At 73.6% G+C, this 16853-nt stretch carries 15 protein-coding genes; 13 read left to right on the top strand and 2 right to left on the bottom strand.

Annotation, left to right across the window (positions count from 1 at the left end):
• Window positions 1–185: 185 nt before the first annotated feature.
• The 4 genes from BTM25_RS06825 (at window position 186) to BTM25_RS06840 (ending at window position 6394) form a co-directional block, all read left to right on the top strand.
• Window positions 186–1169 carry a hypothetical protein gene (locus BTM25_RS06825; protein WP_103561851.1) on the top strand — a complete coding sequence of 328 codons (984 nt, stop codon included), beginning with the start codon at window positions 186–188 and terminating at the stop codon, window positions 1167–1169.
• 201 nt (window positions 1170–1370) lie between these two features.
• Window positions 1371–1637 (top strand): WhiB family transcriptional regulator, encoded by a 267-nt coding sequence (locus BTM25_RS06830; protein ID WP_019629142.1) that lies wholly within the window; start codon window positions 1371–1373, stop codon window positions 1635–1637.
• 132 nt (window positions 1638–1769) lie between these two features.
• Window positions 1770–4871, top strand: coding sequence for a glycosyltransferase family 2 protein (locus BTM25_RS06835; protein WP_103561852.1), 3102 nt, complete (start codon window positions 1770–1772; stop codon window positions 4869–4871).
• Window positions 4868–6394, top strand: a complete 1527-nt coding sequence (locus BTM25_RS06840) for a DUF5719 family protein (protein ID WP_146058989.1) — start codon at window positions 4868–4870, stop codon at window positions 6392–6394. The genes BTM25_RS06835 and BTM25_RS06840 overlap by 4 nt, the downstream gene beginning before the upstream one ends.
• A gap of 4 nt (window positions 6395–6398) precedes the next feature.
• On the opposite strand, the gene BTM25_RS06845 is transcribed toward BTM25_RS06840, so the two are convergent.
• Window positions 6399–6827: a metallopeptidase family protein gene (locus BTM25_RS06845; protein WP_407923371.1), complete on the bottom strand. Its 429-nt coding sequence runs from the start codon at window positions 6825–6827 to the stop codon at window positions 6399–6401.
• Window positions 6828–7015: 188 nt separating this feature from the next.
• Between BTM25_RS06845 and BTM25_RS06850 the strand changes: the two genes are divergently transcribed.
• From BTM25_RS06850 to BTM25_RS06885, 8 genes are all read left to right on the top strand, one after another.
• Complete coding sequence (locus BTM25_RS06850; RefSeq protein WP_103561855.1) at window positions 7016–7396, top strand: DUF3499 domain-containing protein; 381 nt, start codon at window positions 7016–7018, stop codon at window positions 7394–7396.
• 60 nt (window positions 7397–7456) lie between these two features.
• Window positions 7457–8806 (top strand): phosphomannomutase/phosphoglucomutase, encoded by a 1350-nt coding sequence (locus BTM25_RS06855; RefSeq protein ID WP_103561856.1) that lies wholly within the window; start codon window positions 7457–7459, stop codon window positions 8804–8806.
• Window positions 8803–8985: a Trm112 family protein gene (locus BTM25_RS06860; RefSeq protein WP_103561857.1), complete on the top strand. Its 183-nt coding sequence runs from the start codon at window positions 8803–8805 to the stop codon at window positions 8983–8985. The genes BTM25_RS06855 and BTM25_RS06860 overlap by 4 nt, the downstream gene beginning before the upstream one ends.
• On the top strand, window positions 8982–10121 hold the full coding sequence (locus BTM25_RS06865; RefSeq protein ID WP_103561858.1) for a bifunctional phosphoglucose/phosphomannose isomerase: 1140 nt from the start codon (window positions 8982–8984) through the stop codon (window positions 10119–10121). Before BTM25_RS06860 ends, BTM25_RS06865 begins: the two co-directional genes overlap by 4 nt.
• Complete coding sequence (locus tag BTM25_RS06870; RefSeq protein WP_103561859.1) at window positions 10118–11053, top strand: cation diffusion facilitator family transporter; 936 nt, start codon at window positions 10118–10120, stop codon at window positions 11051–11053. Before BTM25_RS06865 ends, BTM25_RS06870 begins: the two co-directional genes overlap by 4 nt.
• Window positions 11054–11159: 106 nt before the next feature.
• A complete protein-coding gene (locus tag BTM25_RS06875) occupies window positions 11160–11414 on the top strand; it encodes a hypothetical protein (protein ID WP_103561860.1) in 255 nt (84 codons plus the stop codon).
• Window positions 11415–12283: 869 nt separating this feature from the next.
• A complete protein-coding gene (locus BTM25_RS06880) occupies window positions 12284–13795 on the top strand; it encodes a sensor histidine kinase (RefSeq protein WP_103561861.1) in 1512 nt (503 codons plus the stop codon).
• 21 nt (window positions 13796–13816) lie between these two features.
• Window positions 13817–14497 (top strand): response regulator, encoded by a 681-nt coding sequence (locus BTM25_RS06885; RefSeq protein WP_103561862.1) that lies wholly within the window; start codon window positions 13817–13819, stop codon window positions 14495–14497.
• Between the two features lie 407 nt (window positions 14498–14904).
• Here the strand turns inward: BTM25_RS06885 and BTM25_RS06890 are convergent, their stop codons facing one another.
• A complete protein-coding gene (locus BTM25_RS06890) occupies window positions 14905–15243 on the bottom strand; it encodes a MerR family transcriptional regulator (protein ID WP_103561863.1) in 339 nt (112 codons plus the stop codon).
• 124 nt (window positions 15244–15367) lie between these two features.
• On the opposite strand from BTM25_RS06890, the gene ahcY reads away from it, so the two are divergent.
• Window positions 15368–16798, top strand: a complete 1431-nt coding sequence (gene ahcY / locus BTM25_RS06895; RefSeq protein ID WP_103561864.1) for an adenosylhomocysteinase — start codon at window positions 15368–15370, stop codon at window positions 16796–16798.
• The last annotated feature ends 55 nt before the right edge of the window (window positions 16799–16853 follow it).

Here is a 16853-nt window from a genome sequence, read left to right on the forward strand (position 1 = left end):
GGTCCTGGCCGAACGCAGGCGGAATGAGACGCGGGCGGGCGCGATGTGCAAAGCTTTGCGCTGTCATCCGATTGCCGTCGTCCGCGTCCTGTGCTTGCGCGGTGGGCGGGAATCGCGACGTCGGGCACAATGATGCGCCCGTCCTCGGGGCGGGTCAGAGGACCGCAACGTCTGGAGAAATCGTCGTGAACAAGGAAGCCGTCCAGCGCCTGCGCGAGCCGGCGGCCTGGGTACTGCTCGCCGCCGCGGGACTGCAACTGCTCGCGGGACTGATCAGCCTCGTGATCGCCTCGTCGTCGTCGGAGTTCGCGAAGAGCTCGTTCTCCATCCGCGCGTTCACCGAGACCCAGAACGGGATCTTCACCCAGGTCGCGACGGTGGCGCTGCTCGTCGTCGCGGTGCTGCTGGTGACGCACACCTCGGCCGAGCCGACGCCGCAGGCCCGGACGGTCGTGCTCGGCTCCCTGATTGTCATCGGCGGACTCGCGCTGTTCGGCGTCGTCGCCTGGCTGGCGGGCATGTTCGCCGACCTCGGCGACGGGACGAGCGGCTCGGTCAAGCTGGAGGCGTTCCTCTACGGCGCGTCCAAGCTCGCGGTGATCGGCGTCTCCGGATGGTTCGTGTTCACGGTCTTCCAGGGCCTGCCCGCGCGGCCCAAGCCCGCCGCGGGCCAGGTGGCGCCCGGCTACGACCAGTACGGCCAGCAGCAGCAGTACCAGCAGTACGGTCAGCAGCAGTACGGCGGTCAGCAGCAGGGGTACGACCAGTACGGGCAGCAGCAGGGCTACGCGCAGCAGGGCTACGACCAGTACGGCCAGCAGGCTCAGCAGGCCCAGCAGCAGGGCTACGGCCAGCAAGGGTACGAGCAGCAGGGCTACGAACAGCAGCCCCAGCAGCAGGGCTACGAGCAGCCTCAGCAGCAGCAGGGGTACGAGCAGTATCAGCAGTACCAGCAGCAGCAGTACGGCCAGCAGCAGCCGCAGGAGGGCCAGCAGCAGGCCGCGCAGCAGGCCGAGGACGAGGCCGCGGGCGAGTGGACGCGGGCCTACGGCGGCGAGCAGGGCCAGCAGCCGCAGCAGGGCTACGGGCAGCAGTACGGCCAGCAGCCGCAGCAAGGTCAGGAACAGCAGGGCTCTGATTGGTACCGGGACAACCGTCCGCCCCAGTGACGTATGGCTTAACTGATCCTCTGTCAAAGCAGACGGCTCCTTAGCCCAAAAGACCCTGTTCGTCCCTTCACAAACACGTTCCGCTTGACGGACCAGGTGTTACACACGTGTAATTTCGTGGGTGTAGTTCTATGCCTTCTCGGGGGAACGGAGCGCAGGGAAGGCATCGACCAGGGGGCTCCACGGGTTGGGAGGTGCGCTGTGAGCGAGGTGGTCATCCCGCTGGCGCACGGCACAGACGACGGCGAAGAGCTGGGCTGGCAGGAGCGCGCGCTGTGCGCGCAGACGGATCCGGAGGCGTTTTTTCCGGAGAAGGGCGGCTCGACGCGCGAAGCCAAGAAGGTGTGCCGCGCATGCGAGGTCCGGGCCGAGTGCCTGGAGTACGCGTTGCAGCATGACGAGCGTTTCGGTATTTGGGGCGGGCTCTCCGAGCGGGAGCGGCGCAAGCTGAAGCGCCAGGCCGTCTGACGGGCGGCCGGGAGAAGGACGACGGCGACGGCCGTCGCGCGCCACGGGGGGAACCGAGGGCGCGCGGCGGCCGTCGCGGCGTACAGTGACCCGCGTCCCCGGCCGTCCTAGTCACCTGAGCGAGCGGATCCGTTGTCGCCCACTGTCGACCGCCACGTCGTCACCGCCGTCCTCGTCGTCCATGACGGGGCGCGCTGGCTGCCGGTGACGCTGAAGGCGCTGCTGACCCAATCCCGTCCGGTGCAGCGGCTCGTCGTGGCCGACACCGGGAGCACCGACACGGGCGCGGCGGTGGCCGCCGAGGTGGTCGGCGGGCTGCTGGAACTGCCGCGCACCACCGGGTACGGGACGGCGGTCGCCGCGGCGCTGGCGCATCCGGCGGCGACGGCGGACGTCCCCGACCCCGATCCGGGCGCCGGACCGCGCACCGAGTGGGTGTGGCTGCTGCACGATGACTCCGCGCCCGCCCCGGACACGTTGGCCCGCCTGCTGCGCGCCGCCGACGGCCATCAGGGCGCAACGGTGCTCGGCCCGAAGGTCCGCGCGTGGGACGACCGCCGCGTCCTGCTGGAGATGGGCGTGACCCTGGACGGCGCCGGACGCCGCGAGACCGGCCTGGACCGCCGCGAGATCGACCAGGGGCAGCACGACGGCGTCCACGACGTCCACGCGGTGGGCAGCGCGGGCATGCTCGTCCGCCGCGACGTGTGGGAACGGCTCGGCGGCTTCGACCCCGACTTCGGCCTGTTCCGCGAGGACGTCGACTTCTGCTGGCGCGCCCACGCCGCCGCGCAGCGGGTGCTGGTCGTAGGGGACGCGGTCGTCTACCACGCCGAGGCGTCCCGGCGCGGGCTGCGCGAGATCGGCGCGACCGAGGAGCCGCGCCGCATCGACCGCCGCAATGCCCTCTACGCGCTGCTCGGCAACGTGCCGCCGCGCGTCCTGCCGCGCGTGCTGGCGCGCAACGTGATGGCGTCGCTGCTGCGTGCACTTCGGCTGCTCGTCGTGAAGCAGCCGGACGCGGCGCGCGACGAACTGGCCGCGCTCGCCGACGTCCTGCGCGACCCGGCGAAGCTGCGCCGGGTCCGGGCGGCCCGGGCGGACGGCCGGACGCGCGTCTACCGGACCGTCCGGCGCTTCCAGCCCCGCGCGGTCGCGCTGCGCCGCACCGCCGACGCCGTGTCGTACCGGCTGGCGGCGCGCGAGGCGCGACGGCGCGCGGCGGCCGAGCGGCGGGCGGCCGAGGGCGGTCCGCCGCCGCTGGTCCGGCTGCTGGCCCGGCCGCAGATCCTGCTGTTGGCGGTGCTCGTCGCGGTGACGCTGGCCGCCGAGCGCGGGCTGCCCGCCGCCGGGGACGCCCTCGGCGGCGGCGCGCTCGTCCCCGCGTGGGGCGGCGCGTCCGACTTGTGGGACCAGTACCTGTCGAGCTGGCATCCGGTCGGGCTCGGCTCGGACGCGGGCGCCCCGCCCTACATCGGCGTCCTCGCGGTGCTGGCGACGCTGGCGTTCGGCAAGCCGTGGATCCCCGTCGAGATCCTGCTGCTAGGCAGCGTGCCGCTCGCGGGGCTCACCGCCTACCGGGCGTCCGCGCTGCTGACGCCGCGTCCGCGCGACCGGGCGGGCCGCCGCGCCAAGGGACGGCGGCACATCCCGTTCGAGGCCGAGCGGATGTGGTTCGCCGCGACCTACGCGCTGCTGCCCACGGCCACCGGCGCCATCGCGGGCGGACGGCTCGGGACCGCCGTCGTGCTCGTCCTGTTGCCGCTGCTCGCGGTGCGGGTCACGCGGGCGATCGGGCTGCCGCGCCACCTCGCGACCGGCGACCGGCGGGCACGGGCGCGCGCAGCGTGGGGCGCGGCGCTGCTGCTGACGGTCGCGACGGCGTTCGTCCCGCTGGTGTGGCCGCTCGCTCTGATCACCGGGCTCCTCGGGCGGGCGCTGCTGGACGGCCGGCGCGGCGCCCCGTCCGGCCGGACGCTCGCCGCCGTCCTCGCGACGCCGCCGCTGCTCTTGCTGCCGTGGACGCTCGGCCTGCTCGCGCATCCGTCCCGGTTCCTGCTGGAGGCGGGCATCGCGTCCGGTGCGGCGGCGCCGACGCCTGCCGGGCTGATCGCGCTCGATCCGGGCGGCCCCGGCACGCCCGCGTTCTGGGCGACCGCCGGAGTGCTGCTCGCGGCACTCGTCGCACTGCCGCTGCGCGCCCGCCGGACAGCCGTCCTCGCGGGCTGGCTGCTCGCGATCTTCGGGCTGCTGGTCGCGATCCTGACCGCCGCCGCGTCCGCCACGGCCTGGCCGGGCGTCGCCGTGCTGTTCGCGGCGACGGGCGTGCTGCTGGCCGCCGCGACCGCCGTCGGACGCGCCGTGGACGCCCTCGCCGGCACTCATCCGCCCTACCGCGCCGGCGGCGCCGTCGTCGTGCTCGCCGCGCTGACCACGCCGGTGCTGGCGGCCGTCCTGTGGATCGCGCACGGCGCGGGCGGGCCGCTCGGCCGAGTGGACACCGGGCTCGTGCCCGAGTTCCTGGCCGGATCCCGCACGCTCGTCCTGCGGACCGGCGCGGACGGGCAGGTCGGCTACACGCTTATCCGCGATGGCGCCCGGCCCCGCATCGGGGAGGGCGAGACGCCGCCGCCCGCCCGCGCCCGCCGCGTGCTGGACGGCGCGGTCGCCGCGCTCGCCGGGGCGCGGCCGGGGGACGACGGGGCGGTGCTGACCCGGATGGGCGTCCAGTACGTGCTGGTGCTCGATCCGGGGGAGGACGCGCTCTCGCCCGTCCTGGACGCCGCGCCCGAGCTGGCCCGCTACAGCCGCAACACCGACTTCGCGGTGTGGAAGGTGGCCGCGCCGGCCGGGCGGGTCCTGCTGATCGGCGGCGCCGTTCAAACACCGTTGCGGTTGGACGCGGACGGCGCCGTCCGCGTCCCGCCCGGCACCGGCCCGCGCACGCTGCTGCTCGCCGAGCCCGCCGACGGGGGTTGGACCGCGTCCCTCGCCGGCCGAGAGCTGCCGCGCCGGACCGTGGACGGCTGGGCGCAGGGCTTCACGGTGCCGCTGGGCGGCGGACGGGTCGAACTGGAGCGCGGCGAGACGCTCCGGCACCTGTGGACGGCCGTGCAGGGTGTCGCCGTCGTCGTCCTGCTGATCCTGGCGTCGCCGGGCGCGGCCTCCGACGGGTTCGCGCCCGCGCGCCGCCGTCCGGCCCGTCCCGAGCCCGTCAAGGAGCCGGCCGTATGAGCAGCCAGCACCGCAGGCGCCGGGCACGGCGGCGGCCCGCCGTCAGGCTCACCGCACTCCGCCCCCTGCGGCCTATCGCGCGGCGCTTCCCACGGCCCGCCGCACGGTCGGCCGCGCGGCCCGCTGTGCGGCTCGCCGTGCCGCAGTCCCGGTACGCGATCACGCTGCTCGTGCCGGTCGCGCTCGCCGCGCTGTACGGGACGGCCGCGCTCGCGCTCCCCGACCGATCCCCAGAACGTCCGCACGGCACGTCCGCACCCGTCACGGCGGTGCTCGCTGTCTGCCCGGGCGGGAAAGGGGCGCGAATCGGCGTCCAGACGCGCCCGGGCGGGCATCCCGGAGGCAGGGGCCGGTTGGCCGGGGCGAGCACCGTGACCGTGGGCGCGCTGGGCGGCGCGGCGCCGACCCAGGTCACGGGCGAACTGTGGACGGGCGACGCCCCCGACGGCCCCGTCGTCGTCCGCGCCGACGGCCCGCGCGCCGCCGGGCTCACCGCCGAGCAGACCGCCGACACCGGCGACGGCGACGGCCGGGGCCTCACCGCCGTCCGCTGTACTGCACCGGGTACGGATCAGTGGTTCACCGGCCCCGGACCGGCCTCCGCCGACCGCGTCGAGGTCCTCCTCGCCAACGCCGAGACGCAGCCCGCCGCCGTGGACCTCACCGCGCTGTCGGGCGACGGGCCGCTCGACACGACCGAAGGCCGGGGCATCCAGGTGGATCCTGGGACGTCCCGCGTCGTGCGGCTCGGCACGTCCCCCGACGGGCTCGGCGACATCGTCGGCGTCGCGCACGACCTCGCGCTGCGCGTCCACACCACGACCGGACGGGTCGCCGCGTTCGTCCGCGTCCGCACCGCGCCTGGCAAGGGCGTCGACTGGTTGCCGCCCGCCGCCGAGCCCGCTGCGTCGGCGTTCGTGCCGGGCGTGCCGGGCGGACGGGGCGCGCGGCGGCTGCTGATCGCCGTGCCGGGCGACGCGGACGCCAAGGTGGGCGTGCGCGTCCTCACCGGTGACGGCGCCTTCACCCCCGCCGGGCAGGACGCCGTGGACGCCCCCGCCCGCACCGTCACCGCCGTGGACCTTCCGATGAACGGGAAGGCGGGGGCGGTGGTGGTGACGGCCGACCGTCCCGTCCTCACCGGGTTCACGGCCGAGCGCGGCGTGGACGCGGCCTACGGCACGGCCGGCGCCCCGCTCGGCCCGGACGGCGGTCTCGCGGCCGGCGACGGCGCCACCTGGTGGCTCGCGCTCGCCGCCCCCGGGAAAGCGGCGAGAGTACGGCTGACCGGACGCGCGAACACCGTCGTCACCGTCCCGGCCGGACGTGTCGTGGAGACCCGCGTCGTGCCCGCCGCCGGGCTGCTCGTCCGCCCCGAGAGCGGCGGCCCCGTCTATGCCACCCGGATGATCAGCGCCGGGCCGAACGACGAGCTGCGCTTCTCGGTGCTGCCGGTGGTGCCGCAGGTCCTCACGACGCCGCTGCCGTCCGTCCGGGAATCGGTGCGCGTCCTGCTGCGGTGAAAGGTCAGTCGTCGGGGGAGTCGTAGCTCGGATCCACCGACTCCGGCGACAGGCCGAGCAGGTCCGCGACCTCCTCGACCAGCAGGTCCCGGACGAGCCGCCCGGTCTCCCGGTCGCCGTCCGCGCGGGCCTCCACGGGCCGCCGGTAGACCACGATGCGCACGTCGCCGCCGTCGGCGTCCGCCTCGGTCAGGCCGAGCGGGACGGGGCCGTCCGATGCCGGGTCGACGTCGGGAACGTCCTCCACGACGAAGTCCACCCGGGCCAGCTCCCGCCCCCAGCGGCGGCCGAGCCGGCGCACCTCGTCGGCGACCAGGTCCTCGAAGCGCTCGGCGCGGGTGCGCGACACAGGCGCCCGCGGCGGTGTCAGCGGGCCGCGCAGACCTCGTCCGCGCCGGTCGCGGCGCCGGACGCCTGCCACACGGGATCGCACGCCCCCAGCTTACCGCCCGTCCCCGTGATCGAACCCTGCATCGGCGGTGAGGTGACCGTCCCGGCGGGGTGACGCAGCGTGCCGCACGGCAGCGGGATTGTGATCGTTACCGGGAAATTGACCGGTAACGGCGACACGTTCCGCGGGGTGGTGGCGGAGTCGGCGGCGGCGGGGTACGGTCGGCCATCGTGAGCCCCGTCCGCATCTGCTCCCGCACCGCCTGCAAGGCGTCCGCAGTGTTCACGCTCACGTACGTCTACCGAGACTCGACGGCCGTCCTCGGGCCGCTGGCCGCGTACGCCGAGCCGCATTGCTATGACCTCTGCGCGGAGCACTCCGAACGGCTCACCGCCCCCATGGGGTGGGAACTGGTGCGCCTCCCCGTCGAGACCGAGGCCGAGCCGAGCGCCGACGACCTGGAGGCCCTCGCCGACGCCGTCCGCGAGGCCGCCCGGCCCGCCCCCGGATCCGGCCAGGAGCCCGTCGGCCAGGGCACCGAGGTGGGCCGCCGCGGGCACCTGCGCGTCCTGCGCTCCGAGCCCGCCGGGACCCAGCCCGGCCAGGAGTAGCCGGCACCGCTCCCCGATAGGCTCGTCCCCTCCGCAGAGGGTGACAGAACGGGAGCAGGAGTGGGCGACCTCGCCAGGATTTTCAAGGCGTACGACATCCGCGGTGTGGTGCCCGCCGAGCTGGACGAGGCCACGGCCGAGGCGGTCGGCGCGGCGTTCGTCGCGGTCACCGGCGCTTCGGCGGTCGTCACCGCCCACGACATGCGGCCCTCGTCGGTCCCGCTGGCCGAGGCGTTCGCGCGCGGCGCCACCGGACAGGGCGCGGACGTGATCGCGGCCGGGCTCGGCTCCACCGACCTGCTCTACTACGCCAGCGGCGTCCTGGACCTGCCCGGCGTCATGTTCACTGCGAGCCACAACCCCGCCCGCTACAACGGCATGAAACTGTGCCGCGCGGGGGCCCGTCCGATCGGCCGCGACACCGGGCTCACCGAGATCCGCGACCTGGTCGAGAGCGGCGTGCAGCCGTTCGCCGGGACACCCGGAACGGTCGAGACCCGTGACCTGCTCTCCGGCTACGCCGACCACCTGAAATCCCTGGTGGACCTTTCGGGCATCCGGCGGCTCAAGGTCGCCGTGGACGCGGGCAACGGGATGGCGGGGCACACCGTCCCGTCCGTCTTCGCCGGGCTGCCGCTGGACGTCGTCCCGCTCTACTTCGAGTTGGACGGGACCTTCCCCAACCACGAGGCCAACCCGATCGAGCCGGAGAACCTGCGCGACCTGCAGGCCGCCGTCCGCGCGAACGGCGCCGACCTCGGGCTCGCCTTCGACGGCGACGCCGACCGCTGCTTCGTCGTGGACGAGCGCGGCGAGATCGTCTCCCCGTCCACGATCACGGCGCTGGTCGCGGCACGGGAGCTGGCCAAGCACCCGGGGGCGCCGATCGTCCACAACCTGATCACGTCGCGGGCCGTGCCGGAGATCATCGCCGAGCACGGCGGCGCGCCCGTCCGGACTCGCGTCGGCCACTCGTTCATCAAGCAGACGATGGCCGAGAGCGGCGCGGTCTTCGGCGGCGAGCACTCCGCGCACTTCTATTTCCGCGACTTCTGGTTCGCCGACTCGGGGATGCTCGCGGCGCTGCACGTCCTCGCAGCGCTCGGCGAGCAGGACGCGCCGCTGTCCCATCTGCTCGCCGAGTACACCCGCTACACCGCGTCCGGTGAGATCAACAGCGAGGTCGCCGACCAGGCCGCCGCCGCGGAGCAGGTGCGGGCGGCGTTCGCGGCGCGGCCCGGCGTTACGATCGACGAACTGGACGGATTGACGGTCATCGCCCGCGACTGGTGGTTCAACCTGCGGCCGTCCAACACCGAACCGCTGCTGCGCCTCAACGCGGAGGCCGCCGACGAGCCGACGATGGCCGCACTCCGCGACGAGGTCCTGGCCATCGTGAGGGAGAAGTGACCGTGAAGCTGGACGCGTGGCTGCTGGAGGTCCTCGCCTGCCCGAACTGCGGGGGCCGGCTCGACGCCGACGAGGCCGCCGCCGAACTGGTCTGCGCGGGACCCTGCCACTACGCCTACCCCGTCCTGGACGACATCCCGGTCCTGCTGGTGGACGAGGCGCGGACCCCCGCCCCGTGAACGTCGCGGTCGACACCGGGCGGCTGGACGATCCCGCCCGCATCGAGGCCGCCGACCCCCAGGGCATGCTGCGCCAGGTCGCGTCGTCGGCTGCGCAGATCCGCTCCGGGCTGCGCGCCGCGCTGGAGTCGGGCGCCGCGGACGTCCTCGCCCGCGACGGACGGCCCCGCGCGCTCGTCGTGACCGGCATGGGCGGCTCGGGCATCTCCGGGGACGTCCTGGCCGCCGTGTGCGGGGCAGGTTGCGCGATCCCGGTCGTCACCGTGCGCGGCTACCGGCTGCCCGGCTGGGTCGGCGCGGCGGACCTCGTGGTCGCCGTGTCCTGCTCCGGCGGCACCGAGGAGACCCTGTCGGTCGCCGCCGAGGCGGCCCGGCGCGGTTGCCGACTGCTCTTCGTCGGCGGCGCGGACTCTCCGCTTGCCGACCTCGCCGCGCAGTCGCGATCGCCGTTCGTGCCCGTCCGGTCGGCGGGACAGCCGCGCTCGTCGCTGTGGGCGCTGACGACGCCGCTGCTGGTCGCGGCGCGCGCGCTCGGGCTCGCGGACGTCCCGGACGGCCTTCTGGAGTCCGTCGCCGGACGGCTGGAGGACATCGCGCACCGGTGCCGTCCGGCCAGCGAGACGTTCGTCAACCCCGCCAAGGAACTCGCCGCCGAACTGCTCGGCAGCGTGCCGATGGTGTGGGGCTCGTCCGACCTCGCCGCGACCGCCGCCTACCGGTTCTGCTGCCAGCTCAACGAGAACGCCAAGTACCCGGGCATCGCCGGGAGCCTGCCGGAAGTCGACCACAACCAGGTCGTCGCATTCGACGGCTTCTTCGCCGGCGGCGCGGACGACCCGGACGACTTCTTCCGCGACCGCGCCGACGACGCCGAGCACGGGCTGCACCTCGTCGTTCTGCGCGACACCGAAGAACACCCGCAGGTCGCCAAGCGGCGCGCGGTGTCGGCGGAACTCGCGGCGGCACGCGGCATCCCGGTCACCGAGCTGCGCGCCGAGGGCGACCACCCGCTGGAACGGATCGCCACTTTGATCGCGCTCGCCGACTACGTCACGGTTTACTTGGCTATCGCGCTGGGTGTCGACCCGACACCCGTCGTGACCATCCAGGAACTGAAGACGAGGATCGCAGAATGAGTGCTGAGGGCGGGACGAAGGCCATCATCGCGGCGCTGGCCGCCAATCTGGGCATCGCCGCGTCCAAGCTTGTGGCGTTCGCGTTCACGGGGTCGTCGTCCATGCTGGCCGAGTCGATCCACTCGCTCGCCGACTCCGGCAACCAGGGACTGCTGATCCTCGGTCGTAAGCGCTCCGAGCGGGACCGGACGCCCGAGCACCCGTTCGGCTACGGTCGCGAGCGCTTCTTCTACGCGTTCGTCGTCGCGGTCGTCCTTTTCACCGTCGGCGCGGCGTTCTCGCTCTACGAGGGTGTCGAGAAGGTGCTGCACCCGCACCACGTCGAGTCCCCGGCGTGGGCGTTCGGGGTGCTGATCGCCGCCATCGCGATGGAGAGCTTCTCGTTCCGGACGGCGATCAAGGAGTCCAACGCCCTGCGCGCCGACAAGTCCTGGGTGCAGTTCATCCGCCGGGCGAAGGCGCCGGAGCTGCCGGTCGTCCTGCTGGAGGACGCGGCGGCGCTCATCGGGCTCGTCCTCGCCCTGTTCGGCGTGACGATGGCGGTCGTCACCGACGACGGCGTCTGGGACGGCATCGGCACCATCGCGATCGGCCTGCTGCTCGCCTGCGTCGCGACCATCCTCGCGATCGAGACCAAGAGCCTCCTGATCGGTGAGGGCGCCGACCCGGACCAGGAGAAGCGGATCGTCGCCGCACTGGAGTCGGCCGAAGAGGTCGACCACGTGATCCACCTGCGCACCGAGTACATCGGCCCGGAGGAACTGCTGATCGCCGCCAAGATCGCCGTCCACCACGACGACACGGCCGCGCAGGTCGCCCGGGGCATCGACGCCGCCGAGGCGCGCGTCCGGGCCGAGCTCCCCGAGGCCCGCCTGATCTACCTGGAGCCCGCCCTGGCCGACAAAATGGACGAGACGCCCACCACTCACTAAAACGTCTGGCTTCCCCCTCCGGTGGGTAAGGTCAAGGTGTCCGGCACCGACGTTGCTCCCGCCTCCATACCGCACCGTCGCACCGGCCCACCCCGAGGGGGAAGCCATGTCGTCCAGCCCGCACCACCTACCCGACCCCACCCGCCACTCGGACACGCCCACCGCCCGCCGAGGCCGCGGCATACCCCTTCTCGTCGCCGCCACGACCGTCATCGCCTTCCTGATCTTCTGGCTGACGACAACCCTCCTGATAGCCCTGATTCTCGGCGCCCTGACCCTGACGGCGGGGATCGTCCTGCTCGTCCTGATGTTCGGCGCCCCCTGGCACCGCGCCGCATCCTCCCTGTGGCGCACCCGCTGACCCAAAGCGGCATCACGCCTGAGCACAGAGCAGCACGACGCTCCCACCGGGCGCACCACGCGTCCTCGCGCACAGCCGTGACGCGCCACGCATGCTCGCGCATCCGCGCCACGCCCTAGGGCGAGCGGCATGCGCCACGTAACACCCGGCACAACGCGGGACCGCGACCGCGCGCGGGGCAGCGCGCCGCACGCGCTTGCGGGCTGCACGCCGTCGGGACGACGGCTCGCGCGCTGCGGCGCTCTCGCGCGCCTCGGGCAGCGTCGCGCGTCGGATGGAGCCGCATGCGTGGTGGCGGGATGGTGCGCGTTGCCGGGCGTTTTGTGTGGTGGGGAGCTCGCGTTCGGGGCGGGGGAGGGCGCCTCGTCGGCCGGATTTCGGTGGCCCCAGCCCAGGCGTCTCCGTGGGCGGCCGACGAGGGCGCCTTCCCCGGTGCCCGCCCGAACCCCTGAACCGGGCGGGCGCCGAGGTTCCAGGCCGTGCCTGGACGTCTCGCTTGCGGGGCCTGGCACGCCGCCTGGCGGGCGGGGTGGAGGTTCCGCGGTTGTGGGCGGACTTCCGCTGGTGCGGTGGGTCCGTCCTGTCCCGGCCGGGGCTTGGGTCGCCGTCTGGTGGGCGGCGGGTCGGCCCTTGCGGGAGTTTGTGGCGGGCTCCGGTGGTTCGTGTGGAGCGCGGTGAGCGGGTTGGCGCCCCGGAGTCCCCCGCCGGGGCGCCGTTACCCGGTCACGTCAAGAACACTACGTTCCGCGCACCCGGGCGGGCGTCAGCCTGGAGGAGGGACTGGGGGTCGTCCTCCAGAGGGATGCCGCCCGGGCGGGTAAGCCTTGGCGGTGAGGTGGAAAGCGTGGCGGAGCGGTCACCATGGAGAGGTGACCGCTGACGACCGTCCCGCATCCGCGCCCGCCGAGGCGCCTACCGCTTTTGGCCCCGCCGTCGCCCATCAGGCTTGGCGGCTGTCCGGCCGGATCGTCGCGGGCGTCGGCCAGTTGCTGCTGTGGATCCTGACCGGGGTGGGGACGTTGCTGCGTCCTGTTCGCCGCCGGCTCGCGGATCGGCTCACGGGGGGCCGCCCGCCCGTGCCCGGCGACTCGGGGACGCGGCGGGCCGTGTTCCCGCGCTGGGTCCACCTTTGGGAGGAGGTGACACGGGCCTGGTACTTCGCTCCGCTCACTGGTCTGGCGCTGACGGTCGCCGCTCTCGCCGAGCTGGTGCCGCGCGCTGAGGCGCCGGTGAGCGTGGCGGGTGCGTTCGCCGTCGCCGCCACGTTGCCGCTGGTGTGGCGGCGGGAGTACCTGAGGCCCGTCGCGGCGGTGGCGTTGGGCGCTTCGGCGGCGTCGCTGCTGACCGGGCAGCCGGTGCTGGTGACGACGGCGTTCGCCGCGCTTTACACGTTGTATGCGCTCGGCCGCGAGCTGCCGCGTCAGTCGACCGGTGTCCTGGCCGCGGGCGCGATCGTTACGGTCGCGGTGGTGTATCTCGCGACGGCGACGTTGGACGACGTCCCGTGGCCCGCGACGGTCCTCGCGGTACTCGCCGCGATCGGGCTCGGTGACGCCCGCACGGCCGTGGAGAGCGCCGGACGCACCGAGGCCGCCGCCGCGGAGCGCACCAACGAGACCCTCACCCGGCTCAGCGCGGCGCAGCGCGAGCAGGCCGTCATGCGCGAACGCGCCCGGATCGCGCGGGAACTGCACGATGTTGTCGCCCACTCGGTCTCGATGATCGCTGTGCAGGCGGAGACGGCGCCGTACACGATGGACGACCTGTCCCCGGAGGCCCGCGCGGGCTACACCGAGATCGCCAAGACGGCGCGGGAGGCGCTGGTCGAGATGCGGCGGCTGCTCGGCGTGCTGCGCGCGGACGCCCGTCCCGAGCAGCCCGACTCCGCCCCGCAGCCACGGCTGGACCGGTTGCCGGAGCTGATCGACCAGCATCGCGGCGCGGGCGGACGGGTCGACCTGCGCGTCCAGGGCGATCCCCGGACGCTGTCCACGACGGTCGAGCTGTCGGCGTACCGGATCGTCCAGGAGGCGCTGACGAACGCGCGGCGGCACGCGCCCGGCGCCGAGGTGAAGGTGGACCTCGTGTACCTGCCGGACCGGCTGGCCGTCCGGGTCCGGGACGACGGGGCCGCCCGGACGGCGGTCCTGCCGCAGAGCGACCCGGCCGCCACGATGCTGGACGGTCCGGCCCGCACTCGCGTCCTCCCGGACCAGGGCGGCCACGGTCTGTTGGGCATGCGGGAACGTGCGACCATGCTGGGCGGACGGTTCTCCGCCGGACCCGCCGTGCAGGGGGGCTTCCAGGTGGAGGCCGAACTTCCGCTGCACAGGGAGGAGAACCCCAGCCGTGAGCCCGAGGCACCGCCCGGCCGTCGCTGAACCCCCGGTGGGGACGCGCCGGTGATCAAAGTCCTGATCATCGACGACCAGACCATCGTCCGCGCGGGCTTCGCGGCGCTGCTCGGCGCCCAGGACGACATCACGGTCGCGGGCGAGGGCGCCGACGGGCACGACGCGGTGCGGCTCGCCGAGCTCCACCGGCCCGACGTGATCGTCATGGATATCCGGATGCCGGGAATGGACGGCATCGAGGCGACCCGCCGGATCCTGGCGCAGCCGTGGGCGGAGGGCGTGCGGATCCTCGTCCTGACGACGTTCGACGTGGACGAGTACGTCTACGAGGCCCTGGCCGTCGGCGCGAGCGGCTTCCTGCTCAAGGACGCCACGGCGGACGAGCTGGTCGCGGCCGTCCGCGTCGTCGCGCGTGGCGACGCGCTGCTGGCGCCGCAGGTGACGGGACGGCTCATCCGCGAGTTCACCAAACAGCGCCGGACCCGTCCGCAGGCGCCGCCCGGACTGGAGACGCTGACCGCCCGGGAGACCGAGGTGCTCGTCCTCATCGCAGGAGGCCTGTCGAACGCCGAGATCGCGCGGCGGCTGGTGGTGAGCGAGCACACGGTGAAGACGCACGTGGCGCGCGTGTTCACCAAGCTGGGTCTCCGCGACCGCGCCCAGGCGGTCATGCTGGCCTACGAGTCGGGCGTGGTCGTTCCTGGAAGCAGCGCCCCCGACCCGTCCTGACCCCTCGGGCCGCCCACTGTCCTCCGGCTGCTCAGCGGCAGCCCGACCACCCGCGCCACCGAGGGCGGCGCGCCCGACCCGACTTGACCCGTCAGCCGCACACCGCGCGGCCGTCGGTGGTGTTGTGTGATGCACGCCGCGCGGCCGTCGCACGCGCCAGCGCGGCCCTGCGGCCCGGACGAGCCGCACGCCGCGGTCTCGCAGCGCACAACGTGCGCCGCGGCGGCTGGGTGGCCGGTAGCGCGGCGGCGCATGACGTGGTGCGCGGGCCGGACGGTCGAGGGTGCGTGCTCAACCCGGCCTGAACCGCTGCGCCGTGGCGGGCGGCGCCGCGCAGGCCTGGGCGCTCGGCGGTCCGGCGGTGGGTAGCTCGGCTGCCCGTAGCCGGGCGGCGGGGTCCGATTCGGTCAGCGGCGCCGCAGCAGCCGCAGGGCCTTCTCCTTCTCGAAGTCGAGGTAGCGGGCGGGCGGCGCGGACAGCCGGCCGACGCGTTCGCCGAGTTCGCGCAGCCGCGCCTGCACTTCGGGTTCGGCGAGCACGCGCAGGCCGAAGGCCAGCTCGGCGGGTCCGATGTCGTAGCGCCGTTCCAGGGAGAGGGCTAGGGCGACGGCGCGCAGCTCGTCGTCCCCGAACCGGCGATGGCCCGGACCGGCGTCGCGGGTGGCGGGGAGCAGGCCGAGCGACTCGCGGTACCGGAGCATCCGGGGGGACGTGCCGAGCCGTCGCGCGGCCTCTGTGATACGCATGGCCCAATTCTGACAAATCAGTGGCAGAAATGCGCCCTCGACCGTGCCCCGGAGCGAACCTCGTGCTTAGACTCCCTCCGGGACCCGGCCCCAAGCACCCATCACGTGGACACTGAGGAGCAGCATGGACTTCAAGGTCGCCGACCTTTCGCTCGCGGACTTCGGGCGCCGGGAGATCCGGCTCGCCGAGCACGAGATGCCCGGCCTGATGTCGGTCCGGGAGGAGTACGCCGCCGCCAAGCCGCTGCGCGGCGCCCGGATCATGGGCTCGCTGCACATGACGATCCAGACCGCCGTCCTCATCGAGACGCTGGTCGACCTCGGCGCGGACGTCCGCTGGGTGAGCTGCAACATCTTCTCCACGCAGGACCACGCCGCCGCTGCGGTCGTCGTCGGCCGGGACGGCACCGTCGACGAGCCGAAGGGCATCCCGGTGTTCGCCTGGAAGGGCGAGACGCTGGAGGAGTACTGGTGGTGCACCGACCAGGCGCTGCGCTGGCCGGACGGCGGGACCCCCAACATGATCCTGGACGACGGCGGTGACGCGACGCTGCTCGTCCACAAGGGCGCTGAGTACGAGAAGCTCGGCTCCGTACCGACCGCGACCGCCGACGACCCCGAGGAGTGGGGCGTCATCCTGGAGACGCTGCGCCGGACGATCGCCGAGCAGCCCGGCCGCTGGACCGAGACGGCGAAGAACGTCAAGGGCGTCACCGAGGAGACGACGACCGGCGTCCACCGCCTGTACGAGATGCACAAGGCGGGCACGCTGGCGTTCCCGGCGATCAACGTCAACGACTCGGTGACGAAGTCGAAGTTCGACAACAAGTACGGCTGCCGCCACTCGGTGATCGACGGCCTGAACCGCGCCACGGACGTCCTGATCGGCGGCAAGGTCGCGGTCGTGTGCGGCTACGGCGACGTCGGCAAGGGCTGCGCGGAGGCGCTGAAGGGCCAGGGCGCCCGCGTCATCGTCACCGAGATCGACCCGATCTGCGCGCTGCAGGCCGCGATGGACGGCTTCCAGGTCACCGTGCTGGAGGACGTGGTCGACAAGGCGGACATCTTCGTCACGACGACCGGCAACTTCAACATCATCCGCGCCGACCACATGGAGCGGATGAAGCACCAGGCGATCGTGTCCAACATCGGGCACTTCGACAACGAGATCGACATGACCGGGCTCGCCAAGATCCCGGGCGTCGTCAAGACCGAGATCAAGCCGCAGGTCCACGAGTGGCGCTTCGCCGACGGCCACACGATCCTCGTGCTGGCCGAGGGCCGGCTGATGAACCTCGGCTGCGCGACCGGCCACCCGTCGTTCGTGATGTCGAACTCGTTCACCAACCAGGTCATCGCGCAGATCGAGCTGTTCACCAAGACCGAGGAGTACCCGGTCGGCGTGTACGTCCTGCCCAAGCACCTGGACGAGAAGGTCGCCCGCCTGCACCTGGACGCGCTGGGCGTCAAGCTGACGGAGCTGACCAAGGAGCAGGCCGCCTACATCGGCGTCCACCAGGAGGGTCCGTACAAGCCGGACCACTACCGCTACTGATCCGAGCGCCGCGACGCCGCCGTGCCGAAGGTACGGCGGCGTCGCCGTCCCCGTC

The organism is Actinomadura rubteroloni, assembly GCF_002911665.1.
GTDB lineage: Bacteria > Actinomycetota > Actinomycetes > Streptosporangiales > Streptosporangiaceae > Spirillospora > Spirillospora rubteroloni.